The sequence below is a fragment of the Brevibacterium sp. 50QC2O2 genome, assembly GCF_024580675.1.
GTDB classification, from domain to species: Bacteria; Actinomycetota; Actinomycetes; order Actinomycetales; family Brevibacteriaceae; genus Brevibacterium; species Brevibacterium moorei.
Genome location: NZ_JANIJZ010000005.1, coordinates 165462 through 191742 on the forward strand (window position 1 = coordinate 165462; position 26281 = coordinate 191742).

The following is a 26281-nucleotide window of genomic DNA, read 5'->3' on the forward strand; positions in this document are numbered from 1 at the left end:
GGTTTTCTCCTTTTAGAAGACGTTGAAGTCGTTGACGAGTTCGATCTGGCGGGTGCGCGCGGCGGACACGACGCGGTCCACGTCCACGGTCAGAACCTCGCCGCCGGACACGACGGTGCGCCCGTCGACCAACACGGTATCGACATCGTGACCGGTCGCGCCATCGACCAGGTAGCTGAACGGGGTGACCGAAACCGAGGCGTCGACGCTGTCGAGGTCGAGCAGCACGATATCGGCCCTGGCCTCGGCGGTCAGCTGGCCGATCCGCCCGGCCATGCCCAGCGCGGCGGCGCCGCCTCGGGTGGCCATCTGCAGGGCCTCGTCCGGGGCGATCGCGTCGAGTTCGTGGACCACGGGGCCGTAGGTGTACTGCTGGCCCATGGTCACGCCCGAGGCGATGCGGAACATGTCGAGCATGCCCTGGCTGGTCGCGGCGCCGTCGGTGCCCAGGCCGATCGGGACGCCTGCGCGCCAGTACTCCAGGGCCCGCGGGGTGCCGAAGTTGTAGTTGTTGCGGCAGTGGGCCACGCTGGGGCCGTGTTCGCGGAACTTCTGCACGTCCCAGGGGGTCGCGTAGACCGCGTGGGCGGCGTGCAGGGTCTCATCGAAGACGCCGAGGTCGACGAGGAAGTCGATGGGGCGCTTGCCGTAGCGGGCCACCGCGTAGTCGATCTCGTCGGTGCCCTCCAGCAGGTGGGAGTGGACCTTGGCGCCGCGGGCCAGGGCCTCGGCGTGGATCGTGGTGATGAGCTCCGGGGAGCAGTTCATGATCTGGCGCAGCGCCATGGAACCGGTGATCAGACCGCCGGCGGGGTAGTCCTCGACCAGGCGGATGTTCTCCTCGATCGCCTCGTCGGTGGTCATCCGCATGGATTCGGGGATCTCCGTGGAGTCGTCCAGGGTGGACCGGCCGATCATCCCGCGCATTCCGGTGGCCAGGGCCGCGCGCGCAGTGTGGTGCGGGTGTGGGCCGCCGGCGTCGTAGAAGGTGGTGGTGCCGTGGGCCAGCATGTTCGCCGCCGCCAGCTGCATGGACAGTTCCATGTCCTCACCCGAGAGGTTCGCCTCGAAGGGGATGAGGTAGCGGCGCCACACGGGCCATTCCTGCTTGCCCTTGCGCTGCAGTTCGGGGAACAGGCCCTTCATCATGGTCTGCGCGATGTGGGTGTGGGCGTCGATCAGGCCGGGCATCGCCAGCCGGTGGCGCCCGTCGATGACCTCGGCGGCGGTGTAGGCGGCTGCGATGTCCGCGGCCTCGCCGACCGCGGTGATCGCGCCGTCTGCGATCGCGATCGAGCCGTCCGCCAGGACGGTGCCGGCGTCGTCGAAGGTGACGATATAGGCATGTTCGACGATGGTGTCGACGGTTTTGGGTGCGGTCACAGGGCGGCTCCTAGGAATATGCCAATACATGTGTATCGATGGCAAGAGTTTGTCAGCTCAGCCGGTAAGACGTTCAATAGTTGCCAGGATAGCAACGGCGAAATATGCTATGCAACACCAGTCATCGCGCCTTCACGGCACCCTCTTACCGGAGATTTCGGAGTCCTTCATGGCGACAGACCGCCCCACCCCTGTACCTACCAGCCCGGGCGGCAATGCGCCCGGCGTCCAGGTGAATGACCTGGAGAAGGTCTTCCACACCCGCTCCGGCGACGTCACAGCGCTGACCGATGTGAGTTTCGCGATGAGCCGCGGCGACTTCGTGTCCATCATCGGGCCCTCGGGCTGCGGTAAGTCCACCGTGATGCGCGTCCTCGGTGGCCTGGACACGGAATTCTCCGGCACCGCCACGATCCACGGGCAGAGCCCCGACGCGGTCCGCCGGGCCCACCGGGTGGGCGTGGCCTTCCAGGATTCCGCGATGATGCCCTGGCGCACGGTGCGGGGGAACCTGGAACTGCCGTACAAGATCGCAGGGGAAACCGTGGACACCCCCGGGTGGACGAACTGTTGGAACTGGTGGGCCTGAGCAATTTCGCCAAGGCCTACCCCAGCCAGCTCTCCGGCGGCATGCGCCAGCGCGCCAGCATCGCGCGCGCCCTGGTCCGCACCCCCGAGGTGCTGCTGCTCGACGAGCCCTTCGGCGCCCTGGACGATGTCACCCGACAGCGGATGAACTTCGAACTCCAGGACATCTGGCTGGCCTCCCAGCCCACCACCCTGATGGTCACCCACTCGATCCCCGAGGCCGTGCTGCTCAGTGACCGCGTCATCGTGATGAGCGGGCGCCCCGGCACGATCGCCGCCGTCTATGAGGTCCCGATTCCGCGTCCGCGCACCGCCGAGACCCTGCGCAGCCCCGAGTTCCACCGGGTCGTCGACGAGATCTCCGACATCCTGTTCGGCGAGGACGCACAGTGACCCGCCTGGTCCGCAGTACCCGCTATGCGGGCGTACTGGTGCTGGTCGTGGTGGTCTGGTGGCTGACCGCCCTGGCCTTCGAATCGCGTGGCGGGGTGGTTCCGGGACCCGGCGCCGTGTTCAGCCGGCTGTTCGCCGACGGCTGGGACTTCTACGGCCGCAATCTGCTGGCCACCCTGGGAGAGGCCGCCCAGGGCTTCGTCTGGGGCAACGGCCTGGCGATCCTGCTGGGCGCGCTCACCGCGTTCTTCCCCGTGATCAGGCCCTTCGTATCCCAGCTGGCGCTCTTCGCCTATAGCGTGCCGATCGTGGCGATCGGCCCGATTCTGGTCACCGCCCTGCACGGGCGCACCCCGATGGTCGTGCTGTCGGCCGCCGCGGTCCTCTTCATCACCCTGAACAACGTCATCGACGGCCTGTCGATGAGCGATAAGGGCACGCTGTCGATCGTCGACTCCCTGGGCGGGTCGAAGGGCCAGAAGCTGCGCTTCGTGCGCTGGTGGTACGCCCTGCCCAACCTGTTCTCCGGTTTGAAACTGGCAGTGCCCGGCGCGCTGATGGGCGCGATCTTCGGCGAGTACCTGGGCCGGGTGGACAACGGCCTGGGCGTCGTCCTGGTGCGCGCGCAGAAGGAACTGGAGATCGACCGGGCCTGGGGCATCATCGTCGTCATGGTGCTGGTCTCGAGCATCGGGTATGCGATCGTCGCGTGGATCGGCAAGCGCCTGCTGCGCTGGGCTGCGGACATCACGCCCGTGCAGTCCAGCCCCGATCAGCGGATCTGGGTCAACGTCTTCGGCATCATCGGCTCGGCCATCGTGCTGGTGGCGATCTGGTGGGTGGGCATCGGCCTGGCCGATATGAACCCGGTGATCGGCAAGTCCCCGCTGGACGTGGCCGGCTACCTGTTCGCGGCCGATCCGACCGGTCGCGCCGAGGTCTTCCACAATCTGTGGATCACCCTGGGCGACGCCGGGGGCGGGTTCGCCGTCGGCATCGTGCTGGCGATCCTGTGCGCCCTGCTGGCCACCCGCGTGAGCTGGTTCGCCGACCTCATCATGCCGATCGCCATGATCTTGCGAGCCGCCCCCTTGGTGGCGATCGCCCCGATCATGTTCATCGCGATCGGCCGGTCCTACACCGCGGTGACGGTGATCGTCGCGATCATCGTGTTCTTCCCCGCCTTCCTCATCATGCTCGAGGGCATGGCCACGGCGCCCAAGGCGCTGCTGGGGATCGTCGACTCGCTGGGCGGGAAGTCCGGTGCGCAGGCGCGCTTCGTGGTGCTGCCGGCCTCGGTGCCGTATCTGTTCTCCGCCCTGCGGGTGACCCTGCCGAACGCCATCATGGGCGCGCTGATGGCCGAATGGCTGGCCACCGGCACAGGCCTGGGCGCCGCCTTCATCCAGGACGTCACCAAGTTCAACTTCGCGGGCCTGTGGTCCGGCGTCGTCTTCGCGACCGCCGCGTCCGTGATCCTCTATGCGCTGGTCGATTTCATCGAAATCGCCTACCGCCGGTCCAGGAGGCTGGTATGAAACTCTTCTCCAAGCGCCGGGGCCTGTCCCTGGGCGCCGTGCTCACCGCAGGCGTCATGGCCCTGACCGGCTGCGGGTCCGTGGCCGACACCAGCGAGTTCGGCGAACTCTATGTGCGCCTGTCCTGGCAGAAGGACATCACCGCGGCCGGCGCCTACTTCGCCGATCAGCACGGCTACTACACCGACGAGGGCTTCTCCAAGGCGGAGCTGCTCTCCGGCGGCCAGGCCTCGCCCCCGGTGGCCAGCGACGTGGTGCAGGGCAATGCGCTCTACGGCATCGACGGGCCCGACTACGCCGCCCAGGCGATCAAGGCCGGCGCTCCGCTGTCGATCGTGGGCTGCCAGTACCAGGAGACGCCGATCGCGGTGATCTCCGCGGCTGATTCCGGGATCGCCGGGGCCAAGGATCTGGTGGGCAAGAAGATCGCGGTCCAGGACGCGAATCAACCGGTCATCCAGGCGATCTTCGAGGCCAATAAGATCGACCCGAAGTCCGTGACCGTGGTGCCCTGGCAGGGTGATGCGACGACCCTGGCCGGCGGCGAGGTCGACGCGGTGCTGGCCTTCGGGCCGGAGTACATGGTGGCGCTGAACAACATCGGCTTCGATTACCGGCGCGATCTGGTCAGCCAGTTCGGGATCCACAATATGACGTACTGCTATGAGGTCACCGGCGATGCGCTGAAGACCAAGCGACCGCAGATCAAGGCGGCGCTGAAGGCCGAGGTGCGCGGTTGGCGCGATGCTCTGGCAGATCCGGACCAGGCCGCGGACTACGCCCTGCACACCTACGGCAAGGACCTGGGGCTCGACGCGGATGCGCAGAAGAAGATCCTGTGCGCGGACTCGCAGATCATGGTCACCGATGAGACGCGCAAGAACGGGCTGTTCACGATGAGCGATGACCTGATCGAGAAGAACATGCAGTCACTGGCCCAGTCGGGGTTCGGCGATATCAAGCGCGAGGACCTGTTCGACACCTCGCTGCTCGACGAGATCTACAAGGAGAATCCCGAGCTCAAGGAAGTGCCGAAGGTCGGGTGCAGCCCCGCCGACATGCTCGATCACTGAGGCGGGTGTCCAGCGGTCACCACAGGCCGGTGTCCTTGACGTTCTGCGAGTAGTAGTCGACGCGCACATCGGCGACCCGCTCATCGGCCAGTACCGCGTCGATCGCGCGGGTCATCTCCGCCTGGTCCGCGGCCAGGAACTCGATGGTCACGGCGGCAGGGCCGGTCACCTCGGACACCCAGGAGGTCGCCGGGTGCACGGCCAGGGTGCGGGCCAGGCCGCCGGCGTCGCGGTGCACCCTGATGCTGACCCCGGCGTAGTAGTCCAGGCCCAGGGCCGCCGGCTTGACGCGGCACTGCATGCGCACGCCAGGCGAGCTGAGCAGCCGGTTGACGCGGCGGCGGGCGGTGGACAGCGGGATGTCCACGGCCTCGGCGATCTGGGTCAGGGTGGCGCGGCCATCGGCGCGCAGCACGTGCAGGATCTCCCGGTCCGTATCGTCCACCGCTTCCAGAGCGGTGCTGCCCAGCCACTGGGTGGGGGAGTGCTCGGCCGTGGCCGAGGCCCCCGGCAGCCGGAAGGTGCTGGCCGAGCGCGGGCCGATATAGGAGCGCATGACGATCGCCGACTCCAGTGCGTCGACGCCCGGCCAGGAGCGGATCTCATCGGTCAGGGTGAGGAATTCGGCGGGCGTGGCGCAGTTGATCTGGGCGACGGCGGTGCGCCCGTCGATGGTCAGGGTCGCCCAGTTCACTCCGTGTTTGGCCGCCAGGCGCACGCCGATGTCCGTATGCAGTGCGCGTGAGTGCAACCATAGGAAGCCCACGACTGACTGGTCCAGCAGTGCAGGGTCGACCAGGGCGGTGATCTGCACGGTGTCGGAGTCCAGGAGGCGGGCCAGGCACCGGCGGGCGGCGGCGTAGTCGATGTCCGCGGCCTCGGCGATCTCCGTTGCCGTGGCCCGCCCGGATGCGCGCAGACAGGCGACGATCCGCAGGTCCGTATCGTCGAGCAGGGGAACGGCGTGGTCTTCCATAGTGGTGTTCAGCCTATATCGCTTCTCGCGCTGGTCCCGCGCTCAGGACCAGCGCTCATCCCTGACGACGAAGTCCGGGCCCAGTTCGCGCAGTAGGTGCCCGATCACCTCATCGCCGCGCCGGTACCACTCATTGCGGTTGGACTCGGCGTCCCAACCCGAATCGTACTCGTGATGCGCCTCCCAGAACTCCATGAGCTTGCGGGAGCGCCGGTCGAGCGCATCCGACAGACTCAGGTCTGCGGCGTCGAGTGGTCCTGGGCCGACCTCCCAGAAGGGATATTCGACGGTGTACTCCTCCATGAACCGGATCGTTCTGCGCCCTTGCGCATCGAGCATCGGTTCCTCGTCGTCCTCCGGACCGGCCGTGGATCCATCCGGGTCGCCGCCCTTGAAGACCGCTCCGCTGCGCGGGGCGTATGCGTACCACGGTCCTTCGGGTTTATCGGCCACCCTGCAGACTACTTCCCGAAGTCAGCTGGGTCGCGCGGCGCGATCCATAGGCCGTGGGCCCTGGCGGTGATCTGCCCGTCGACTGTGACCTCGGCGGCCATGAAGCGCTTGCGGCCCTCCTCGCGGTCGATCCAGCCGCGGAACACCAGCGGCGTGTTCAGGGGAGTCGCGGCGTCGTAGGTGATCGTCAGCTCCCGGGTGTAGGACGGGCGGCGCCCGCCCACATGGGCCGCGGCTCCGGCGACCTGGTCGAAGCAGGCTGCGAGGATGCCGCCGTGCACGCGGTTCGGCGGGCCCTGGTACTGCAGGGGCAGGGAGGCCTCGCCCACGGCGATATCGCCCTCGTAGCGGATCGGCATGGGCGGGGCGATCGGATTGCGCGCCGAGGCGATCGGGTTGATGCCCGTGGACACGTAGACGGACTGCGGATAAGGATCGTCGACCACGACGTCCTGCGGTGCCGCCGAGGTCCGGGCCAGTTCCGCTGCCAGGACGCGCACCCGGCCCGCCAGCTCCGCATCGTCGTCGAGCGTGGTCAGCGCTGCGGTGAGTTCGCGGGCCAGGCGGGCCGTGTGTTCGGCATACGGTGTCGTCGTCATGGGGTAGTTTGTCATCCTGGTCCTCCTACAGTACGGGGAATTCGATGGGTTCGCGCGGGGAGATCCACAGCCCGCGCGCCCGGGCGGTGACCTGTCCACCTGCTCTGACCTCGCCGGCCATGAAGCGCTTGCGGCCGGACTCCGACTCGATCCAGGCGCGGAACTCCAGGGGCGTATCCAGGGGAGTGGCCGCATCGTAGGTGATCGTCAGCTCGCGGGTGAAGGCCGGGACCCGGCCGCCCACATGGGCGGCGGCGCCGAGCACATCGTCGAAGCACAGGGCCACGATACCGCCGTGCACGCGGTTGGGCGGGCCCTGGTACTGCAGGCCCAGGGTCACCAGGCCCACCGCCTGCTCGCCGTCGAAGTCGACGTCCACGGGTGGGGCGATGGGGTTGCGTGCCGAGGTCACAGGACCGCGGCCGGCCCCGAAGACCGTGCGGAAGACGAGCGGATCGTCGACGGTCACGTCCTGCGGGGCCGCCGCGGCCTCGGTCAGCCGGGAGGCGATTTCGGCGACCCGGCCGGCCAGGGTGGTGTCATCGGATTCGGCGACGAGGGCCGCGGTGAGTTCGCGGGCCAGCCGCGTCGTGTGCTCGGCGTAGGCGGAGGGCTCATTGATCATACGTTCGTTCTATCAGATCAAGCCCCTCCGCACAGCCGAGCCCCTACTTGGTCAGGTCCACCGCGATGGGGGAGTCGAACAGCCCGCCCTGGAACTCCAGCGTGGTCGGAATGACCTTCTTGGGAACGTCGAAGACGACGATGCCCTTGTTCGTGTTGCCCGGGTTGATCTGCTCGAACAGGGCGTTGGAATCGGAGATGTAGGCGGCGGCCTCGGAATCGGCGGAGTACTCCGTGCCCTTGGCGTCCTTGAGCTTGACGTCGGTGTCGGAGAAGTACTCCGCGGAGTCGCCCACGTTCTTGATCGTCATGTTCACCTGGACGAACCGGCCCTGGGCCTTCTTGCCGAGGTACTCATTGCCGACCCTGGTCTTGTCTTTGCCCACCTTGGTGACGGTGACCTCGAAGTTCCCACTGGTCACGGCGTCGCCGACCTGCGCGGACTTCTGGGCGTCCTCGCCGGATCCTGCAGCCGACCCTCCGGTCGCACCGTCGGAACCACCGCCGAGAATCGAAGCGCACGAGGCGATGATGACGATGAGCACCACGACGATCAGGCCCAGGCAGCCGAACCCGGCGATCTTCTTGCCCTTGCCCTTCTTGGGCGGGATCGGTGCGGGGTAGGAGGGGTAGGGGTTCGGGGGAGGAGTGGTCATGGCCGATCCGTTTCTGTTCGGGTTTCTCTTGCCCCTCAAGACTCGCGGTCCGGCCGGGCCCCGCACATCCTCCGATCGGTCCCACCCGCCCGACCGATCGGAGGATTCCCGTGTCACCGGGCCCGGTTAATCTGGAGGGGTGACCCCTGAATCCACGACCGGTGTACCGCCCTGGCTGCGCCAGGGCGGCCGCATCGTCCTGGGCATCCTGTACTTCTTCCTGGCGATCTTCCTCTCCGTCTTAGGCGAGGCGAATGCGACCGGCCATACGACGTTCTTCTGGGCGCCGGATGCCGCGAGCGAGCCGATCGCCCTCGAGATCCTCCTGTGGTTGACCTCCATGATCCTGTGGGGCAGTGTCTTCCTCCGTTTCCGGGTGCCCTGGCTGACGTTCGCCGCGGGAGCCGTGCTGGCGCTCATCGGCATGGACTACCTGCTCATGCTCATCGGCACCCACCAGCTGGTGCGGCGCGGTACCCGCCGGCAGGCCGGCATGAGCGCTATCGCAGCAGCGATCGTCCTGGTCTTCACCGTGATCCGCGACAGCCTGCGCGATCCTCTGAACACCGTGGTGGGGGCGCTGTTCGTCCCGATGGACTCGGATCCCGGAATCACCTCGGCCGATGCCCTGGTCACCCGCGGCACCACCGCTAGCGTGCTCGCACTGCTCGCCCTGGCCTGCTATGGACTCAGCGTGGGGATTGGCTATCTGCTGCGCGCCAATCGGCGCGCAGCGCTCGAACGGGGCAGGGCCACCGATGCCCGCGAGGAGCTGGCCCGCCGCGGGGAACGCGATCGGTTGGCCCGCGAACTCCATGACTCGCAGGCCCACCGCCTCTCCCTGATGTCGATGCAGGCATCGGCTCTGGAACGCCGGGCCGGTGATACCGCCACCGCCCAGGCCGCTGCGGCCCTGCGGGGGCAGGCAAACGAGGCACTGAACGATATGCGGACCCTGGTGGGTGGGCTGCGCTCGAATCCACGCGCCGCCGGCGCCCCGCCGACCGCTGCGATGAATGGGATCCCCGACCTGGTGGCGAATGTGCGCAAGACGGGTACCCCCGTCGATGCGATGATCATGGTCGACCGGGCGAAGCCCGCGAACGCGGTGTTCGAGAACTCGGTGTACCGGATGGTGCAGGAGGCGCTGACGAACGCGGCCAAACACGCTCCCGGAACGCCGATCAGCCTATCGGTGACGGCGGACCCGGAGCGGGGCGCGCGCATCAGGGTGGCCAATCCGTTGGCGGCCGTGGGAGCCCAGGTGCCCGGCGGGGGCAATGGGCTGACCGGGATCCGGGAACGGGCACAGCGGCTGGGCGGCCAGGTGTGGATCGGTCCGTTCCAGGGCGAGTTCATCGTCGACGCGACTCTGCCGTGGCCCGGCGAGGGCTGAGCCGACTATGATCTTCGGGTGAGTCCGCGAATCCCCGAACGTCCCGCCCCGGTGCGGGTGCTGGTCGTCGACGACGAGCCCATGGTGCGCAACTTCGTGGGCGGCTACCTGGACACGGTCCCGGCCATCGAGGTTGTGGGAACCGCCGCCAACGGGGCCGAGGCCCTGGAACAGTACGCGCTGCACTACCCCGAGGTGGTGCTGATGGACTTGGCGATGCCGGTGATGGACGGGTTCGAGGCCACCGCCAGGCTGGCGGCCCTGGCCCCCGCACCCACGATCGCAGTGCTCACCACTCTGGACGCCGGCGATGACGTGGCCCGGGCGGTGGCGGCCGGAGCCGTGGGCTACATCTTCAAGAACTAGGACCCACAGGCCCTGGCCGCAGCGATCCTGCGGATCGCCGCGGGCGACGGCTTCATGTCCGGTGGTGCCACCGCCACCCTGCTGGCGCAGATCCACCGCGACACCACGCTGGTACAGCGCTCCCAGGCCCGCGAACGGGTGGCCCTGCTGTCCCCGCAGGAGTTCGAGGCCGCGAAACTGGTCATCGAGGACCTGACGGACCAGCAGATCGCCGCGCGCATGTTCCTCTCGGAGACCACCGTCAAGAGTCACCTGAAAAGTGCCAGGCGGAAACTGGGCGTGGGCACCAGGACGGGCCTGGCGCTCGCCGTGGATCGCGCGCTGCGGTAGGCGGGACGGGACAGTACGAACCGGCGGCCTACTCCAGCCCGGCCACGTACTCCGGGACGGCCCGCTGGGGCAGGATGATCGGCAGATCGGGTGCGCCGGCCTCGGCCAGGGCAGCCGCCAGCGCCTCCTGGTGTTCGGCCCTAAAGCCCATGCAGTCCAAGACGACCCCGCTGGGTGTACCGTCGCGCAGAACGGAACGCGCGACCTCGGCGGCGGGGAAGGGCTGATAGGGCGAGGCCGAGGAGAAGCTGCGGCGCTGCGTCACCGGCTCCCACTTGCCCTCGAGGAAGGGCCGTTGTTCTGCCGCCGGCATCACCACGTGCAGGTGCGCCCCCAGACCCCCGTCCACCACGGCCCGCCGCAGCACCTCATCGGGGAAGATCAGCGGCACCGGTGAGCGCAGGCCCTCGAAGGTGCCCGTGCACAGCACGACGATGGCGCTGCAGTCCCCGGCGATCTCGTCGATGCGCTGCTGGAGTCCGCGGGATACGGCGGACTTGAGCACCTTGACCTCGGTCCCGTCGGCCATCCGGGACACGTAGACCGTGTGCCCGGCGGCGACGTCGTCGGGTCCCGGCGCGAAATCGCGGTGCACGGCATCCAGGCTCAGCCCGTCCAGGGCGCCGCCCTCGACGAAGTCGAACCCGGCGAAATTGCCCGTGATGTCGACTCGCGGGGACTGTCCGATGGTCAGCAGGCCGATGGTCATCAGGCCTCCTTGTACAGGTGGCCCAGCGAGCCGTAGAGGCGCTGCAGGATCGCGACCTCATCGTCCTTGACGAAGTGCACATCGCCCTTGCCGAAGCCCTTGGCGACTTCGATGGCGAAGCGCACGGCATCGGCGATGTCGATCTCGTGGCTGGCCCCGGTGGCCGAGCCCGGCACCAGGGATTCGGTTGTGATGGCCACGCCCACGACCGGCACCTCGGCGGCAGTGGCCGGCTGCACGATGCTGTTGACGTGGTGGACGCCATTGCCGTACGGGGTGATGTCCTGATTGGTGATCGGGAAGGTCACGGCGGGCCGGCCGGTGGCGATCTCCAGAACGTCGAGCAGGTCATCGGGCACTGCCATGACATAGCCGTCGAGGATCGCCGGGGTGATGGAGATGCCCTTGACGTTGACCAGCTTATTGCCCTTGGTCGTGTCGATGGACAGGATCGCGTCCATCGCCTCATCGACCTCGTGGCGGTTCATGATCCCCATGTCCACGGGGGAGTCCATGAATTCCACGGGCTTGTGCGGGCGGGTCGGGGCGTCGGGGCAGACGTGGGTGGCCACGATGACGTCGCCGGGCAGCCGGTCGCCCAGTTCGGCCATCCGGACCAGCTTCCAGGCGGTCGCGATGGCCGAGGCCGCTCCGTCGCCGTCCGAGGTGAAGCCGATCCGGGTGGGCCTGGCACCCAGGCCACCCAAGCGGCCGATGACGCCCAGGGTCCGCGCCGAGCCACCCGCGGCCTTGCCGTCGGTGCCCTTGATCGTGACCTTGACGAAGTCGGTCGAGCCCTTGTCGGTGCCGACCGGCTGCACGCTGACGGCGACGATTCCCTGGGCCGAGGCCTCGGGGGCGGCCGCTGTGAGTGCCTGGGCGACCGCCTGGCCGCTTGCCTGCGGGGAGTCGAGGATTTCGAGTGTGTCCAGTACCTGCTTGAGCATGATGTCCTTACGGTGGTGGTGAACGGCTTACTGGTGGGCCACGATCGGCTTGCCGAGTATGGGTTCGATCCCCGCCAGCAGATCGGCGTCGAACATGCTGGCGCCCAGGCGCAGCCGCGATTTGTCCGCCGTGATGACGGTGAGGGACTGCCCCTGCTCGATTCTGGCGGAGACGACGGGGGCACCGGTTTCGGTGTCCAGGGTCATGATGAGGTCGGGGAAGGTCGCCAGGCGCTCGCCTGCGAGCTCGGCGGTCATGTACTCGTTCCAGAAGGTCAGTTCGCAGTTGCGCGAGCCATCGCCCAGGGTTACGGTGCCCACGTCGAAGCCGCCCTCCTGGCGCAGCTCGACACCGTCCACCGTGCCGGTGAAGCACACGTTCCCGCCCAGGAAGTCCACGACATTGGCGATCTTCTCGGCCCCGGTGGTCCCTGCCAGGTGGGCCCGGCCCAGGTCGATGGCGAAGCCGATGCCGCCGGCCGCGCCGTATTCGCGCACCCGCTGAATGCTCACCGGGTTGCGGCACACGCCCACCATGCCGCCTGCGGTCACGGACAGGGCGCGGACCGCGGCGGCGGCCGTGTTCAGGTTGCCCGCCACGTGCCCGGTCAGGGCCGCGGTTCCGGCGCCGCCGGCGAAGGCCTGGACCGAGGTGTACTCGGGCTCCTTCTGCAACTGCAGGGCGCCCATCACCCCGGTGGGGTGGGCCCTGCCGTTCGAGGGTGCGTCGAGGACCGGCAGGCCAAGGGCCGCCGCCTGCAGCCAGCCGTTGATGGTGGTGGCGGGTCCGTTCTCATTGGTCATCAGCGCGGCCAGTTCGCCTTCGACGGCACCTGCCAGTTCGCGCACGCTGGCGATCAGCTGGGCCTCGTCGATATGGGCCGCGGCGGCCGAGGGCGCACCGACCAGGGCCACACAGGCGACTGTGGCCAGCGGGCTCAGCTCGTCTAGCGATACCAGGGTGGGTGCGGGCAGGTGGCCGTCGAAGATCTGCTCGACGCGGGCCAGGCCGTCGGCCAGATGGCCGCCGCCCCCGCCGCCGAGGACGCCGCCGCCGTAGACCGCCGCGATTCCGTCTTCGCGGGTCAGGGTTCTAGACATGTTCTACCGTGCCTTCCAGAGTGAGGAGAAGAAGCTGTACAGGGCGTCGCCGGCGATGAAGCCGGCTGCCAGGGTGAAGGACATGGCCTCACCCTTCTCGCCCCAGATTTTGAGGATGATGAAGCGCAGGACGATGCCCACGAGCACCGCCCAGCCGGCCAGCGGGTTGACGATGAGCAGCCCGGTGGCGAACATGATGCCGACCTGGCGCTTGGGTCCGCCGATCAGCTGCACGATGGCCCCGGGGATCGCCCAGATGAGCAGCTGACGGCCCACCTCGCCGCCGATCCCGTGCTCGATCGTGGTGGCGAAGACCTTGTCTACCGGCGGGATGAGTCCCTGGGAGAACAGGGTGTCGTGGGCGATGGCCACGACGACGAAGGCGACCACGAAGCCCACGATGCCGGCCTTGAGCTGCTGGCGGCGGCCGTAGATCTCCTCCTGGACGCTGACGCCGCGGCGGATCAGGGCACCCGTTTTGAAGTCGTAGCCCATATCCGCGAAGGCGGGTCCGGAGGCCGCGACATAGCCGGTGAGCAGCGCCAGGGCCACCGGTGGGAAGCCCAGCAGCAGACCCAGCATGAGCGAGATGAGGGTGACGGCGAAGGCGGGGAACCAGCCGGAGTGCATGGCGGCGATGCCGACGATGATCTCGTGGCAGAAGGTGATGACCCCGGCGAAGATCACGAAGCCCACGATCACCAGGGGTGACATGTGGCTGATCAGCCCGCCGAGCAGAGCCAGGATCAGGGCGCCGGCCATGAACAGCACATTGCCGGTCAGGAAGGCTTTGCGGACGTCGGATTCGCTGCGGGTGGCCTCGGTCCGGCCCACGCCCTTGACGCTCTCGGCCTTGGCCGCATCCTGGGCGGCACTCTGCGCAGTGGCGCCCTGCCGCTTCTTCCGTCCGGCATTGATCATCATGAAGACGAACTGCAGCAGGGCCACCAGGCCCGCGCCGATCATCATGCCGTGCGGGATGTAGAGGGCGTTGATGTCGATGCCGAACCAGGGTTCGGCGTAGCCGTTGACGACCAGGCCGATGCCGAAGAAGGCCAGGGCCCAGATATTGCCGATGAAGGCCACACCGAAGGCGGACATGGAGATGCCCAGCGAACTGCCGATCAGGCCCAACACGATGCCGGCGCCCAGCAGCCAGGCCTTCTTGCCGCCCTGATCGCCGGCCTTCATCGCCTCGGCGGTGGCCACGCCGGAGGGCCAGGATTCATTGGCCGAGAAGAAGCGTGAGTCGAAGACGCGGTAGAAGATGAAGACGTCGATGGCCAGGGCGATGCCGGAGCCGATCAGCAGGGGCCAGACCAGTTGGGGCAGGCCCATGGCGTACGGGATGCCGATCGGCAGCAACAGGCTGTTGGCCGCGCCGAAGGTGGCCGAGGAGATGGTCGTCTGAATGAGGTTCTGCGATTCCATCGAGCGGAACTGCTTGAACCAGCCCAGCGGGATGCGGGCGATGATCATGGCGATGAGAACGCCGATGATCGAGGTGTTCGGGGTGACGCCCAGCTGGGCGATCAGCTGCATGCCGATGATCGATCCGAACACCGCGACCACGATCGACACGATCACGAAGACCGTGTTCTGGGTCCGTTTCGACACGGTCCCGGTGAGGGTGTTGTCAGTCATACCGGCCACGCTAGTGGTGTGGGCCCGGCCACTGATATGTCCGGAACGGGGAAAATCCCGCAGCCCGATTTCCCGGGTGGGAAACCAGGATTACGCGGGTGTTACTCCAGCGGGGACTCCGGTAGGAATGTCAGGTACAGGATGATCTTCGCGGGGAAGGCCGGCAGGTCCAGGCCAGTGATCTCCGCGATTCGGTGGAGTCGGTGGTTGACGGTGCGCCGGTCGACGGCCAGCCGCGCCGCGGTGTCCGAGGCATTGCATTCGGATCCGGCATAGGCCACAGCCGTCGTGGCCAGCACGGGGTCCGCCGCGTACAGGACAGCGCGGATGTGCTCGGCATAGCGGGTGAAACCCGCGCCGCCGCGTTTGAGCAGGGCCAGGGACTGCAGACCGCCGTCGCCGCGGGTGAACACCCTGGTGCGGTCGTGATCCGGCGGGGCCATGCTCAGTAGCGCCCTGGCCTCGGCCTCCGCTCGCTCGGTGCGTTCGGTGCCGTCGGAGATGACGCCGAGCCCCAGGTTCAGTCGCCAGCCCAGGTCCTGCAGGGCCGAGCGATAGAGCGCTTCGAGGGCTGCAGGGTCCATCGGCCGGGCGAAGCGCAGCTGCTGGACGAGCTCGATCCGGTCGGCGGAGTGGACGATGTGCGAATCCACGGTCTCCACCGGCCCTCCGGCGGCCAGCAGAGCGCTCTGCAGGGCCAGGCCTGCCAGCCGGGCCACCGATTCGTGGTCGAGGATCCGGTCGGCCGGATGCCCGCCCACGCCCGCGGTCAGGGTCGTGACCGCACAGCCGACCGCGTCCTCGGCCCCGGAAGGGACGGCGGGCGCGTCGGGATGCCGGAATTCGTTGAGCCGGCCCATGACGAGCATGAACAGCTTGTCGCCGAGGATGGCGACCAATCGGGTCGCGGTGTTGTCCTCGGTGCGCGGGACCGGCGTGGGCAGGCGCGAGTTGACCAGGTGGACGAAGGCGAAGATCTGCCCGTGATAGGTCAGCGGGATGATCGTGCGGCGGTATCGGAAGGACTGGTCGCCCGGGATCGCGATATAGGTCCGCCCCGAACGCGACCAGATCCGCAGGGACTTCTCGAACCCGGCGACCGAGGGCTGCGATAACGGTGTGAAGTCCCACCGCCAGTCGTCCGGGTGCGGTGCCGAATGGGTGAACAGCAGCCGCCCGGAGACGTCCTCGATGTAGACCGCGCCGGACAGCGTGCGCACCAGGTAGTCCAGGGTGGGGGTCAGGTCCCGGTAGGCGGGCAGGCGCAGTTCGGCCTCGATGCGGTCTGCGTCTACCGTCGCCTCATCGCCTACCGTCACTTCACCGCCTGAAGGCCTGTGCCAGGGCGTCGTGCAGGGCCGCGATATCGGCCACCGCGCACATCTCGCGGGCCGAGTGCATCGACCACAGGGCCGGTCCCACGTCGACGGTGGTGACGCCGAGGCGCTGGGCGGTCAGTGGGCCGATCGTGGTGCCGCACGGCATCGTGTTCTTCGAGACGAAGGGCTGGGAGTGCACGCCGGCGGCCGCGCAGGCGCGCTCCCATACGGCGGTGCCCAGGGCGTCCGTGGCGTAGCGCTGCTGCGCGTTGATCTTCAGCAGGGGGCCGGCGCCCAGGTGCGGGCGCACGACCGGGTCGTGGTGGCCGGGGAAGTTCGGGTGGACCGCGTGCCCGGCATCGGAGGAGATGCAGACGCTGGCGGCGATGGCCCGCAGATAGTCCTCGGCCGGACGGGTGGAACCCGGGTGCAGGGCCTCGACGATGCGGTGGGTGATGTCGGACAGGATGGGGCCCGAGGCCCCCGAGCGGGTGCCCGAGCCGACCTCTTCGTGGTCGAAGGCCGCGACCAGTGCGACCGAGGTGATGGCATCCGGGTCGACCGCGGCCAGTGCCGTGACGGCCGGGTAGACCGAGGCCAGGTTGTCCAGGCGCGGCGAGGCCAGGAACTCCCGGTGGGCACCGAAGAGCGCGGGGCGTTCGGCCGGGATGGTGTGCACATCGTAGCCGGCGATCTGTTCGGCCGTGACCCCTGCGGATTCGGCCAGCAGTCCCAGTACCAGGGAGGAGGCGGCCGCGTTGTCGGCCGATCCGGTGATGTGCTCCAGGCCGATGACCGGCTGGGTGTGCTGCTGCTTGTCCAGCATGAGCTTCTCATTGGCCGAACGGTCCAGGTGGATGGCCAGCTGCGGGATGCGGCCGATCGGTTCGGTGCGGGCCAACACGACGCGGCCGTCGCTCAGGGCCAGGCGGCCGGCGAAGCACAGTTCGCGGTCCAGCCAGGAGTTCAGAATGGGCCCGCCGTAGATCTCCACGCCCACCTGGTTCGCGCCCTCGTGGGTGAAGTCCGGCAGCGGCTTGAGCTTGAAGGCCGGGGAATCGGTGTGGGTGCCCACGATCGTGAAGGCGGCGGATTCGGGAAGCGTCGACGGGATCGCCCAGGCCGCCAGGGAGCCCTCGCGCACCACGACGTAGCGTCCGCCCGGCTCCAGATCCCAGGCCCGCGTCTCATCCAGTTCCGTGAAGCCCGCTGCGACCAGGGCGTCGCGCGCGGTGGCCGCGGCGTGGTAGGAGGTGGGGGAGTCGACGACGAAGTCGATGAGCCCCTGGGCATGTGATGTGGGTGCGGAAGTCATACACGCATTCTAGGCACAGTGGCTCCGGGCACCGGGGCGGTGCCGGACCTGAATGCGCAACGGGGCCCCACTCGTGAGGAGTGGGGCCCCGTTTTTCCGAGGTGATCGGATCACCTCAGAACGAAGAAGCTCAGTTCTTCTTGCGGCGGGCCAGGAAGACCGTGGCGGCGCCGACCAGGATCAGTGCGATGGCACCGCCGAGCAGCGGGGCCGAGGTCACACCGGTCTTGGGCAGTTCCTTGCCGTTATCGCCCGAACCGTTGTCGTCCGAGCCATTGTCGCCGGAGCCGTTGCCGTTGTCATCGCCGTTATCGCCACCACCGGGGTTGGCATCGCCGGAGACGACCTGGAACGAACCGGTCAGCGGATCATTCGCGGCCTTGGCATCGGTCTGGGGCTGGGCCTTGACCTGGTACTTGCCGACGTAGACCTCGGGATCGCTGGCGCTGGTGCCGTAGACCTTCCACTGCGCGGTGCCATTGGCATCGGCGGTGGCGGTCAGTTCGTAGGGCTTGACGTTCTTACCCGAGGGGCTCACCGTGAAGTCGACCTTCTGGCCCTTCTCCAGGTTCGCCACCTTGAGGGTGACGCCCTTCTTCTCGTTGACGAAGTTCTTCGCCGAGACCTTCTTCGGGTCGATCGTCAGCTTCGGATCGGCCTTCGGAGCCTCAGTGGTCTGCGTCGGCTTCGAGGTCTGCGTCGGTTCCGTGGTGGGAGCCGAGGAGGTGGGAGCCGGAGTCGTCGGTGCATCCGTGGTCGGCTTCTCGGTGGGAGCCGTCGTGGTCGGTGCCGGCGAGGTGGGCTCTTCGGTGGGAGCCGTGGTCGTCGGCTCGTCCGTCGGAGCCGGCGTCGTCGGTTCCTCGGTGGGAGCCGTCGTCGTGTCCGTCGGCTCCGGGGTCCCCGGAGGAGTCGTGGTGTCGCCGTCCGTGGTCACCTTAACGTTGTGGCCCTTGTTCTTGAGCTGGGTCAGACCCTCGGCCAATTCAGCGGTCCACAGGAATGCCTTGTGGCCCGCTTTGGCGGGTGAGCCGCCGGAGACGACGCCCACGGCCTGATCACCCTTCATAACGGCGCCGCCGGAGTCACCGTGATCGGCCAGGGTCTCGGAGGCGAAACCATAGACCAGGCGACCGCCGATGTTCGAGTAACCGTCGACGATGGCAATGGTCTGCTGGTCCTCGTAGCCGATCGGACCGGTCTGCTTGCCGGTGGTACGGCCGGAGCGCCAGACATCGGAGCCCACATCCTTGGTGGTGACGTCGTGGACGCCCTTGACCGGAGTGGTGTCCTTGGCCAGATTGTCCTCGTTCTTGGCGTCCTTCTCGTTCCAGTTGGTTGTGACACCGGGCTGGTTCAGATTGAGGCCGCCATCGACGGCGAGCAGGCCGAAGTCCTGCGCCTTGGCGGGCGTGATGCCCTCGGGCAGCTGCGTCTCGTTCTCGTCGATCGCGGTCGGACCGAACTGCGAATACGTGACGGTGCCGAAGGGCTTTGCGCCGGAAGCGTCACCATCGAGGAATTCGGATGCGCCCTTGCCGGCTACGGCCTCGGACGAGGACGGAGCCTCGCGGTAGGCCTTTTTGCCGTCCATACCCTCGGTGCAGTGACCGGCGGTGATGATGATCGGCTTGCCGCCTTCGGTGGCGTTGAACCCGGTCGAGCAGAGAGAGCCCTGCGTCGCGCTGGTGAGCATTATGTACCCGGCGCCGTTGACCAGGTCCTTGATGGACTTGCCGTTGTCGGCAAAGGTCTCGCCCTTGGCCACAGACTTCTTGTCGATCTTGGCAGTGGCCCCATAAGCTTCGTAGCCCTTGGTGCCGATGAAGCTGACCTTCAGGTCCTTGCCTTCCTTGGCGGCATAGGCCTTGATGGACTTGAGTTCATCGCTGTCGGCGGTGAGGGCCTTGTCGGTCGACTGGACGACGACTTCGCCGTCCTTGCCGAAGCCCATGGCTGCGATCTTTGAGGCCTTGGCCGATTTCGTCTTGGCAGCGGCCTTGGTGTCTGCGGCGAATGCCGTACTGGCTGCCTTGGCGAACGCGGTGCCGCCTTCGCCGCCTGCGGCAGGAGCCGCCATGGCGGGTGCAGCGATCATTGCGGAGCCCGCGGCCAGAGCCGCGGCCGCGCCGATGGCGGCAAGTTTCTTCCCCGGTGTGGGAGCGTGCATGTGTTCAGTCCCTTGCAAATCGTTAGCAGGTTGCTTGGTGCTAAATGCAGCTACTTCCGTGGTGCGAATAATGAAGTAACGTCTTTACGGGGACCAAGTCTGGCACGGACTGTTACCAAAACGCAACCTGATTTCTAAGAAATCTCACAGCCTGAACACGTACACCGTTCGGCAAGAGGGGTTGTCGGCTACGGGTGTGGGCTACTCAGTCGGCACGCGTCAGAGTGCCGATCTCCTTGCCCTTGTCGTCCTTGACAGTCATATTGTCTCCGGCGATGCTCAGCGAGCCGATCTTGCTCAGCCAGTCGTTGACTCCAGGACAGGCCATTAGGGTGCTGGGGCCCTGTTTGACGTCGGCGTTATCGGCTTGCATGGTGAAGGTGCCAGCGATGCTGTTGCAGCCGTCTTTACCCTTATATGATCCTTTGCCATCGCCATCGGGGGCACCGAATTCCAGATAGGCATCCTTCGGATCCTCGGCCTTCCACTTGCCCTCGATGGTGGGTGTCGAGTCCCCTCCGGAAGACGAGGCCGCGCCACCGCCGCCACAGGCCGTCAGGGCCAGTGCGCAGACTGCGCCCAGCGCGAATACGATCATGCCGCGTTTCATCTGTACTCCTCGAATGGGGTGCATCGTGCGTCCAGCCTAATGGCGCAGCCTGTGCAATCAATCAAGCATGGTTGCGAGCGCTGCCCTGCGGCTTCGGCGGATCGACGTGGCCAAGAGGATGGTCACACCCAGTCCGCCACAGGCATAGGCCAGGAACACCGAGGGGACCCCGGCCTGGGCCGCCAGTAGCAGACCGGTCAGCTGCGGGGCCAGGATCGCACCCAGCCGGCCGAAGCCCATGACCACGCCCAGGGCGGTGCCGCGCAGATGGTCGGGATAGGCCTGGGCCACCGCGCCCATGACCAGGCACTGGGTGCCGTGGGTGCCGATGCCGGCGGCGACCATGCACACGTAGATCATGCCGGTGCTCGGGTGGGTTAGCATGAGCAGCAGGCCCAGCACGCACACGGCGGCTGCCACCGCGGCGGTGGGCACGGTGCCGAAACGCACCGAGGCCCAGGCGGTCAGCACGCTGCCGCCCACCGCGCCCAGGTTGAGCGCCAGGCTGAAGGTCAGTGCCGACCCCAGCCCGTAACCGGCCTGGGTCATCAGATTCGGCAGTTCGGTGCCGAGCCCGAACCAGACGAACAGGCAGCACAGGAAGGCCAGTGAGAACACGATGGTGGTGCGGGCGAAGCCGCTGCGGAACAGGGCGCCGTAGCCGGAACCGGCATCCGAGTCGGCCGCGGCGAGTTCGGCCGAGGTCCCAGCCGCCACGCGCTGTGCCTGCACCCGGGCGGGTGCCCCGGTGGTCGAGACATCGTGTCCGGCGCGTCCCAGGGCCGACACTCCCCACAGCAGCAGGGGCAGGGCGACGAGCATGACCAGGAGTGGCAGGAAGAACATGGGCCGCCACCCGGCGGCAGGGATGACGCTCAGGCCGATGAGCGAAGCGGCGGAACCGCCCACGGGCACGCCGGACATCATGATCGTCGTCATCACCCCGCGCATCCGGGCGGGCACCAGGGTGGTGGCCAGCGCGTTGGTCGCCGGCATCACGCCGCCCAGGCCGAGGCCCGCCACCAGGCGCAGCAGGCCGAAGGTGAAGACACTGTCGACCAGGCCGCAGGCCACAGTCGCCAGGGTGAAGAGCAGAGTGCAGGCCACGATCGTGCGGACCCGGCCCAGGGCATCGGACAGCCGGCCGGCGATCAGTGCGCCGATCATCATGCCGATGAAGGCGACGGAGCCAAGGGTGCCCGCGGTGGCCTGGGTCAGACCCCAGTCCTCCTGCATGAGCACGGGTTTGACCGCGCCGAAGACGATGAGGTCGTAGCCGTCGAAGACGATGACCAGCCAGCAGGCCAGGACGGTCAGAACGGCGGGAATGCGGGGACGGGTGGCGGACGTCGGAGCGTCCACGGCAGTGGTGTTCACAGAGACGGAGCTTAGCACGACCTAAGCAATGAGGATATAGGGTGGGCTCAGAGATTTAACTCGCTGCTCATTGCCCGGGCCAGCGGCGCATTCGCATAGGGGCCCGTCCCCGCCAGGTGCTGCACAATCGAGCGGACCGTTGCCGGATCCTTGTCCTGGCTGAGCTTGTTCTTTCCCCGGAAACGCGTGACGCGGATGCGCAGTCCCGTGGTCGCCGCCGCGACCCTCCTGGTCATCGCCTCGTCCAGGCGCAGGGAACTGGGAGCCTCGACCGGGGCCTCGAACTCGTCGACGAGGCGCGTGAGCACCCGGTAGTTCTCCTCGGGCTCCAGGAGTTCCGGCACGCCCCACAGATGCGCGCTCATGAAATTCCACGTGGGGATGATCTGCTCCGGCGGATACCACGACGGGGAGATATAGCCGTGTGGTCCATCGATGAGCACCATGGCCTCACCCGTCAGATCGAGGAGCTCATCATCGGGTTTTCCCAGATGGGTCAGCAGGACGATGTCCTCGCCTGCTTCCTCGAGCAGGAACGGATAGTGCGAGGCCTCGATCCCGGAGGGGCCGTGGGTGACCAGGGTGCCCCAGCCCACCCGGCGGACCAGATCCCGGACCCAGGCCGGGTCGGTCACCTCATAGGCGTCAATGGTCAGCATCTGCACTCCTCTTTGCGACGACGCCGATCCACGCATCGAACAGTCCCGCCCAACGTTCGGCCAGCTCGGGCTCCAGGGCCCGGGCCCGCACCGTGATCTCCTCGGCCTGCGAGGCCAGGTCAGCGTGGCTGTGTGCCCACCGGTCCACGGTGTCGGCCAGGGCCTCGGGATGGAACTGGGTACCCCAGGCGTTCCGCCCGACCCGGAAGGCCTGCTGCGCGGAATGGGCGTTGCCGGCCAGGTTCACGGCGCCGGCCGGCAGCTCGGCGACCTCCAGCCAGTGGAACTCCACCGCCGCCTTCCGCGTGCCCGCGAACCGTCCGAACAGCGGATCGCCGCTCGCCTCGGGTGCGAAGGCGACATCGTGGACGCCGACCTCGGGCCCGCGCGGATTGACGTGCACCCGGCCGCCGGTCGATTCGGCCAGCAGCTGGGCTCCCAGGCACAGGCCCAACAGGGGAGTGTCGGTGTCCACGGCGTCGCGGATCAGGTGGCGGACGGCGGGCAGCCACGGTGCGGCCTCGTCGTCGGTGGGGCCCATGGTGCCGCCGAGCACCAGGACTCCGTCGAAGTCGCGAGAATCCTGCGGGACCCAGGCTGGGCCGGCCGTGGTGGTCTCGACCCCTGCTGCCGCCAGGCGCGCGCCGGCCAGATCGGGGGAGACGGAGTCCTCGTGTTGGACGATGAGGACGCGGGGCGCGGAAGTGGTCATGCCGCGGCCGCGGTGATCGAGAAGAGCTTGAGCATATTGCGCAGTTCGAGCGCATCGGTGCACGCGTACTCCACGTCATAGGCCGAGGCGCGTACCGTACCCGGCACCAACATGCAGTGATCTGCCTGGGCCGTGCGCCGCAGGGTCGCGCGCAGGGAGTGGGGCGCAGGCGGTTCTGGCCGGGTGTCCGCAGTGGCCGCTGCCACCCTGGTGACGGCGGCCTCGGCGGCGATCTGAATGCGCTCGCGGGCGACCTCCGGGTGCAGGGAGTGGATCACTCCATTGCCCAGCGAGGCCTTGACGTCGACGGTCAGCGCCATGGCGTGCGGGCCCAGCGGATAGCGCGAGGCGAACGAACGGCAGACCTTGTCATCACCGGTCACCAGGCCGATCGGCGTGCCGAACTGGGCTGCGATGGCGGCATTGACATCCGCCTCGCCCCAGACTTCACCGTCCACCCGGATCCGGGCGAAGGCGCCACCGGAGACCGTGTGGTCCAGCACCGCGCCGGTGGTGCCTGCCGCGGCGTGATAGCCGATCAGCAGGGCGATGTGGGCGTCCTGGGCGCCGGCCATCATGCCACCGGCCAGCTTGGGCTGGCCCATCAACAGGGTGGCCCGTGTGTCCAGCTCCTCCGGGCGCAGGTTCGCATTGTCACCGTGGCCGTCGTTGACCGTCACCCGGGTGGCACCCCCGGCGTACGCCCCCTCGATCGCGGCGTTGACCTCGCCGGCCATGAGGGCGCGGGAACGCTCATAGTCATCGGTGCCGCGGTGCACCTGGGCCGGCGTCGCGACACCGGCGATGCCCTCCATGTCGACGGAGATGAAAACGTGGGTCATGCCACTACCCTATAGGCATGAGCGCACACCCAGCCGATGTCCACGATATGATCGTCGTCCGCGGCGCACGCGAGCACAATCTGCGCGGAGTCGACGTGGAACTGCCCAAACGACGTCTCACCGCCTTCACAGGAGTGTCCGGATCGGGCAAGAGCTCCCTGGTCTTCGCGACCATCGCGGCGGAATCGCAACGGCTCATCAACGAGACCTACAGTGCCTTCCTGCAGGGCTTCATGCCCTCGCAGACACGGCCGGACGTGGACGTGCTGGCAGGGCTGAGCACCGACATCACCGTGTCCCAGGAGCGCCTGGGCTCCAATCCGCGCTCCACCGTCGGCACCGCCACGGACGTCAACCCGCTGCTGCGCATCCTGTTCGCACGCCTGGGCAGCCCGCGGCTGGACGAGCCCAATGCCTTCTCCTTCAATATCGCCTCGGTATCCGGAGCCGGGGCGGTGACCCTGAACAAGGGCGGGCGCCAGGTCAAGGAGCGGCGCAGCTTCGAGGTGCTGGGCGGCATGTGCCCGCGCTGCGAGGGCCGTGGGCAGGTCAGCGACTTCGACCTGGAGGAGCTCTACGACGATTCGCTGTCGCTGAACGACGGGGCGCTCAAGGTGCCCGGCTACAGCATGGACGGCTGGTACGGCCGGGTGTTCTCCGGCGTGCTGCCGATGGACAAGCCGATCAGGGACTTCACGAAGAAGCAGCTGGACGATCTGCTGTACAAGGAGCCCACCAAGATCAAGGTCGAGGGGACGAACCTGACCTATGAGGGCCTGATACCGCGGATCCGCAAGTCCATGCTGGCCAAGGACCGCGAGGCGATGCAGCCGCACATCCGCCGGTTCGTCGACCGCGCGATCGTCTTCCAGACCTGCCCCGAATGCCACGGCACCCGGTTGGGGGAGAGGGCCAGGTCAGTGACGATCGGGGAAGGGAACGGGCAGAAGAACATCGCCGAGGTCTGCGCCTTGCAGATCAGCGATCTGCTCGACTGGGTGCGGGGGCTGAGGGTTGAAGGCGCCGGGGCCGAAGACGCCGGGTTTGGAGATGCCGGCCCGGCGCCGCTCATCGCTCGCCTGGCCGACATCCTGGAGTCCTGCGTGAGGATCGGCCTGGGGTACCTGTCCCTGGACCGGGCGACCGGCACCCTGTCCGGTGGGGAGTCCCAGCGGATCAAGATGATCAAGCACCTGGGCTCCCCGCTGACCGACGTCACCTATATCTTCGACGAGCCGTCGATCGGGCTGCACCCGCACGACATCGAGCGGATGAACACGCTGCTGCTGAAACTGCGCGATAAGGGCAACACAGTGCTGGTCGTCGAACACAAACCGGAGATGATCCGCATCGCTGACCACGTGGTCGACCTGGGGCCCGGGGCCGGTGGCGCCGGCGGCAGGATCTGCTACGAGGGCACCGTCGAGGGACTGCGCGCCTCGGGCACCCTGACGGGCCGCCACCTGGACGACCGGGCACGGACCAAGGAGGAGCCTCGGGCCCGGACCGGCAGCATCGAGGTGCGCGATGCGGTGCTGCACAATCTGGACCATGTCGATGTCGACATCCCGCTGGGGGTGCTGTGCGCGATCACGGGTGTGGCCGGCTCCGGCAAGAGCTCGCTGATCCACGGCTATGTGGCCGGCCGGCCCGGGGTGGTGACCGTCGACCAGACGGCGATCAAGGGCTCGCGCCGGTCCAATCCCGCGACCTACACAGGGCTGTTGGACCCCGTGCGGAAGGCCTTCGCCAAGGCCAACGGGGTCAAGGCGTCCCTGTTCAGCGCCAATTCCGACGGCGCCTGCCCCGAGTGCAAGGGCGCCGGCGTCGTGTTCACGGAGCTGGGCGTGATGGCCACGGTCGAAAGCGTCTGCCAAATGTGCCAGGGCCGCCGCTACGACGCCGAGGTGCTTGTGCACACCCTGGACGGCAAGAGCATCGCCGATGTGCTCGACATGTCCGTGGCCGAGGCCCAGGCCTTCTTCTCCGGCAGCGGCGCCAAGGTGCCCGCGGCGGTGAAGATCCTGGCGCGGCTGGCCGATGTGGGCCTGGGATATCTGCACCTGGGCCAGCCCCTGTCGACCCTGTCCGGTGGCGAGCGGCAGCGGCTCAAACTGGCCATTCACATGGGTGAGGAGGCCGAGGTCTATGTGCTCGACGAGCCGACCACCGGTCTGCACTTGGCCGATGTCGAGGCGCTGCTGGGGCTGCTGGACCGCCTGGTCGACCAGGGCAAGAGCGTCATCGTGATCGAGCACCACCAGGCCGTGATGGCCCATGCCGACTGGATCGTCGATCTGGGGCCGGGGGCCGGTACCGAGGGTGGCCGCGTGGTGTTCGAGGGCACTCCGGCCGAGCTGGTGGAGACTGGCCGGACTAATTCCGGCCAGGCGACGCTGACGGGGCGCCACCTGGCCGAATACGTGGCCTAGCCGGGTTTTTCAGCGAGTGTAACGGTTGCCGGTGCCGGTGTCCTCCCCCGCGGCGTCAACGGTCTCGGCCGT

The 26281-nt window shown here is 67.8% G+C and carries 26 protein-coding genes; 8 read left to right on the forward strand and 18 right to left on the reverse strand.

The features are described 5' to 3' along the window. Window positions 1-12: 12 nt before the first annotated feature. Window positions 13-1383, reverse strand: a complete 1371-nt coding sequence (locus NQ038_RS06195; protein ID WP_257062126.1) for an amidohydrolase family protein — start codon at window positions 1381-1383, stop codon at window positions 13-15. Between the two features lie 169 nt (window positions 1384-1552). On the opposite strand from NQ038_RS06195, the gene NQ038_RS06200 reads away from it, so the two are divergent. From NQ038_RS06200 to NQ038_RS06215, 4 genes are read left to right on the forward strand one after another with little or no spacing between them, the layout of a single operon-like run. Further along, complete coding sequence (locus NQ038_RS06200) at window positions 1553-1972, forward strand: ATP-binding cassette domain-containing protein (RefSeq protein ID WP_257062128.1); 420 nt, start codon at window positions 1553-1555, stop codon at window positions 1970-1972. Next, window positions 1942-2364 (forward strand): ATP-binding cassette domain-containing protein, encoded by a 423-nt coding sequence (locus NQ038_RS06205; protein WP_257048131.1) that lies wholly within the window; start codon window positions 1942-1944, stop codon window positions 2362-2364. Before NQ038_RS06200 ends, NQ038_RS06205 begins: the two co-directional genes overlap by 31 nt. Then, window positions 2361-3902, forward strand: a complete 1542-nt coding sequence (locus tag NQ038_RS06210) for an ABC transporter permease subunit (protein ID WP_257062129.1) — start codon at window positions 2361-2363, stop codon at window positions 3900-3902. The genes NQ038_RS06205 and NQ038_RS06210 overlap by 4 nt, the downstream gene beginning before the upstream one ends. Beyond that, window positions 3899-4975 (forward strand): ABC transporter substrate-binding protein, encoded by a 1077-nt coding sequence (locus NQ038_RS06215; RefSeq protein WP_257062131.1) that lies wholly within the window; start codon window positions 3899-3901, stop codon window positions 4973-4975. The genes NQ038_RS06210 and NQ038_RS06215 overlap by 4 nt, the downstream gene beginning before the upstream one ends. Window positions 4976-4991: 16 nt before the next feature. On the opposite strand, the gene NQ038_RS06220 is transcribed toward NQ038_RS06215, so the two are convergent. Genes NQ038_RS06220 through NQ038_RS06240 form a run of 5 tightly spaced genes read right to left on the reverse strand, consistent with a single transcriptional unit; the run spans window position 4992 to window position 8283 of the window. After that, complete coding sequence (locus NQ038_RS06220) at window positions 4992-5951, reverse strand: Lrp/AsnC family transcriptional regulator (protein ID WP_257062132.1); 960 nt, start codon at window positions 5949-5951, stop codon at window positions 4992-4994. A gap of 42 nt (window positions 5952-5993) precedes the next feature. Beyond that, the gene (locus tag NQ038_RS06225) at window positions 5994-6404 is read right to left on the reverse strand and encodes a hypothetical protein (protein WP_257062133.1); all 411 of its coding nucleotides are present in this window, start codon (window positions 6402-6404) and stop codon (window positions 5994-5996) included. A gap of 8 nt (window positions 6405-6412) precedes the next feature. Then, window positions 6413-7018: a PaaI family thioesterase gene (locus NQ038_RS06230; RefSeq protein WP_257062134.1), complete on the reverse strand. Its 606-nt coding sequence runs from the start codon at window positions 7016-7018 to the stop codon at window positions 6413-6415. Window positions 7019-7028: 10 nt separating this feature from the next. After that, a complete protein-coding gene (locus NQ038_RS06235) occupies window positions 7029-7628 on the reverse strand; it encodes a PaaI family thioesterase (RefSeq protein WP_257062135.1) in 600 nt (199 codons plus the stop codon). 43 nt (window positions 7629-7671) lie between these two features. Further along, entirely contained in the window at window positions 7672-8283 is a 612-nt protein-coding gene (locus tag NQ038_RS06240; protein WP_257062136.1) for a DUF4352 domain-containing protein, read from the reverse strand. A 139-nt stretch (window positions 8284-8422) separates the two neighbouring features. On the opposite strand from NQ038_RS06240, the gene NQ038_RS15595 reads away from it, so the two are divergent. The 3 genes from NQ038_RS15595 to NQ038_RS06255 are packed head-to-tail and all read left to right on the forward strand — an operon-like array spanning window position 8423 to window position 10375. Continuing rightward, window positions 8423-9679: a histidine kinase gene (locus NQ038_RS15595; protein ID WP_257062137.1), complete on the forward strand. Its 1257-nt coding sequence runs from the start codon at window positions 8423-8425 to the stop codon at window positions 9677-9679. Between the two features lie 18 nt (window positions 9680-9697). Next, window positions 9698-10045 carry a response regulator gene (locus NQ038_RS06250; RefSeq protein WP_257056941.1) on the forward strand — a complete coding sequence of 116 codons (348 nt, stop codon included), beginning with the start codon at window positions 9698-9700 and terminating at the stop codon, window positions 10043-10045. Between the two features lie 54 nt (window positions 10046-10099). Further along, window positions 10100-10375 carry a response regulator transcription factor gene (locus NQ038_RS06255; protein ID WP_257056940.1) on the forward strand — a complete coding sequence of 92 codons (276 nt, stop codon included), beginning with the start codon at window positions 10100-10102 and terminating at the stop codon, window positions 10373-10375. Between the two features lie 28 nt (window positions 10376-10403). Here the strand turns inward: NQ038_RS06255 and NQ038_RS06260 are convergent, their stop codons facing one another. From NQ038_RS06260 to NQ038_RS06315, 12 genes are all read right to left on the reverse strand, one after another. After that, window positions 10404-11084, reverse strand: a complete 681-nt coding sequence (locus NQ038_RS06260; protein ID WP_257056938.1) for an AroM family protein — start codon at window positions 11082-11084, stop codon at window positions 10404-10406. Beyond that, a complete protein-coding gene (locus NQ038_RS06265; RefSeq protein ID WP_257048154.1) occupies window positions 11084-12031 on the reverse strand; it encodes a DUF1177 domain-containing protein in 948 nt (315 codons plus the stop codon). Before NQ038_RS06265 ends, NQ038_RS06260 begins: the two co-directional genes overlap by 1 nt. A gap of 27 nt (window positions 12032-12058) precedes the next feature. Then, window positions 12059-13132, reverse strand: coding sequence for a DUF917 family protein (locus NQ038_RS06270; protein WP_257056937.1), 1074 nt, complete (start codon window positions 13130-13132; stop codon window positions 12059-12061). Window positions 13133-13135: 3 nt separating this feature from the next. Next, window positions 13136-14776: an OPT/YSL family transporter gene (locus NQ038_RS06275; protein ID WP_257056936.1), complete on the reverse strand. Its 1641-nt coding sequence runs from the start codon at window positions 14774-14776 to the stop codon at window positions 13136-13138. 101 nt (window positions 14777-14877) lie between these two features. Then, window positions 14878-16095, reverse strand: a complete 1218-nt coding sequence (locus tag NQ038_RS15600; RefSeq protein WP_257056935.1) for a helix-turn-helix domain-containing protein — start codon at window positions 16093-16095, stop codon at window positions 14878-14880. 1 nt (window position 16096) lies between these two features. Beyond that, entirely contained in the window at window positions 16097-17410 is a 1314-nt protein-coding gene (locus NQ038_RS06285; RefSeq protein WP_257056933.1) for a M18 family aminopeptidase, read from the reverse strand. Window positions 17411-17540: 130 nt separating this feature from the next. Beyond that, entirely contained in the window at window positions 17541-19577 is a 2037-nt protein-coding gene (locus NQ038_RS06290) for a trypsin-like serine protease (protein WP_257062138.1), read from the reverse strand. 205 nt (window positions 19578-19782) lie between these two features. Then, window positions 19783-20187, reverse strand: a complete 405-nt coding sequence (locus tag NQ038_RS06295) for an META domain-containing protein (RefSeq protein ID WP_257062139.1) — start codon at window positions 20185-20187, stop codon at window positions 19783-19785. Window positions 20188-20244: 57 nt separating this feature from the next. Then, entirely contained in the window at window positions 20245-21564 is a 1320-nt protein-coding gene (locus NQ038_RS06300; RefSeq protein WP_257062140.1) for an MFS transporter, read from the reverse strand. A 47-nt stretch (window positions 21565-21611) separates the two neighbouring features. Then, window positions 21612-22223, reverse strand: coding sequence for an FMN-binding negative transcriptional regulator (locus NQ038_RS06305; protein ID WP_257062141.1), 612 nt, complete (start codon window positions 22221-22223; stop codon window positions 21612-21614). Continuing rightward, window positions 22210-22935 (reverse strand): type 1 glutamine amidotransferase, encoded by a 726-nt coding sequence (locus tag NQ038_RS06310; RefSeq protein ID WP_257062142.1) that lies wholly within the window; start codon window positions 22933-22935, stop codon window positions 22210-22212. Before NQ038_RS06310 ends, NQ038_RS06305 begins: the two co-directional genes overlap by 14 nt. Beyond that, the gene (locus NQ038_RS06315) at window positions 22932-23777 is read right to left on the reverse strand and encodes a M55 family metallopeptidase (protein WP_257062144.1); all 846 of its coding nucleotides are present in this window, start codon (window positions 23775-23777) and stop codon (window positions 22932-22934) included. Before NQ038_RS06315 ends, NQ038_RS06310 begins: the two co-directional genes overlap by 4 nt. 17 nt (window positions 23778-23794) lie before the next feature. On the opposite strand from NQ038_RS06315, the gene NQ038_RS06320 reads away from it, so the two are divergent. Continuing rightward, on the forward strand, window positions 23795-26209 hold the full coding sequence (locus NQ038_RS06320; protein ID WP_257062145.1) for an excinuclease ABC subunit UvrA: 2415 nt from the start codon (window positions 23795-23797) through the stop codon (window positions 26207-26209). The last annotated feature ends 72 nt before the right edge of the window (window positions 26210-26281 follow it).

What these genes read in the sequence shown, in the direction of transcription:
- NQ038_RS06200 (WP_257062128.1), top strand. Translation starts at nt 1,553, where the DNA reads ATGGCGACAGACCGCCCCACCCCTGTACCTACCAGCCCGGGCGGCAAT.
- NQ038_RS06215 (WP_257062131.1), top strand. Translation starts at nt 3,899, where the DNA reads ATGAAACTCTTCTCCAAGCGCCGGGGCCTGTCCCTGGGCGCCGTGCTC.
- NQ038_RS06220 (WP_257062132.1), bottom strand. Translation starts at nt 5,951, where the DNA reads ATGGAAGACCACGCCGTTCCCCTGCTCGACGATACGGACCTGCGGATC.
- NQ038_RS06230 (WP_257062134.1), bottom strand. Translation starts at nt 7,018, where the DNA reads ATGACAAACTACCCCATGACGACGACACCGTATGCCGAACACACGGCC.
- NQ038_RS06235 (WP_257062135.1), bottom strand. Translation starts at nt 7,628, where the DNA reads ATGATCAATGAGCCCTCCGCCTACGCCGAGCACACGACGCGGCTGGCC.
- NQ038_RS06240 (WP_257062136.1), bottom strand. Translation starts at nt 8,283, where the DNA reads ATGACCACTCCTCCCCCGAACCCCTACCCCTCCTACCCCGCACCGATC.
- NQ038_RS06255 (WP_257056940.1), top strand. Translation starts at nt 10,100, where the DNA reads ATGTCCGGTGGTGCCACCGCCACCCTGCTGGCGCAGATCCACCGCGAC.
- NQ038_RS06260 (WP_257056938.1), bottom strand. Translation starts at nt 11,084, where the DNA reads ATGACCATCGGCCTGCTGACCATCGGACAGTCCCCGCGAGTCGACATC.
- NQ038_RS06265 (WP_257048154.1), bottom strand. Translation starts at nt 12,031, where the DNA reads ATGCTCAAGCAGGTACTGGACACACTCGAAATCCTCGACTCCCCGCAG.
- NQ038_RS06270 (WP_257056937.1), bottom strand. Translation starts at nt 13,132, where the DNA reads ATGTCTAGAACCCTGACCCGCGAAGACGGAATCGCGGCGGTCTACGGC.
- NQ038_RS06275 (WP_257056936.1), bottom strand. Translation starts at nt 14,776, where the DNA reads ATGACTGACAACACCCTCACCGGGACCGTGTCGAAACGGACCCAGAAC.
- NQ038_RS06285 (WP_257056933.1), bottom strand. Translation starts at nt 17,410, where the DNA reads ATGACTTCCGCACCCACATCACATGCCCAGGGGCTCATCGACTTCGTC.
- NQ038_RS06290 (WP_257062138.1), bottom strand. Translation starts at nt 19,577, where the DNA reads ATGCACGCTCCCACACCGGGGAAGAAACTTGCCGCCATCGGCGCGGCC.
- NQ038_RS06295 (WP_257062139.1), bottom strand. Translation starts at nt 20,187, where the DNA reads ATGAAACGCGGCATGATCGTATTCGCGCTGGGCGCAGTCTGCGCACTG.
- NQ038_RS06305 (WP_257062141.1), bottom strand. Translation starts at nt 22,223, where the DNA reads ATGCTGACCATTGACGCCTATGAGGTGACCGACCCGGCCTGGGTCCGG.
- NQ038_RS06310 (WP_257062142.1), bottom strand. Translation starts at nt 22,935, where the DNA reads ATGACCACTTCCGCGCCCCGCGTCCTCATCGTCCAACACGAGGACTCC.
- NQ038_RS06315 (WP_257062144.1), bottom strand. Translation starts at nt 23,777, where the DNA reads ATGACCCACGTTTTCATCTCCGTCGACATGGAGGGCATCGCCGGTGTC.
- NQ038_RS06320 (WP_257062145.1), top strand. Translation starts at nt 23,795, where the DNA reads ATGAGCGCACACCCAGCCGATGTCCACGATATGATCGTCGTCCGCGGC.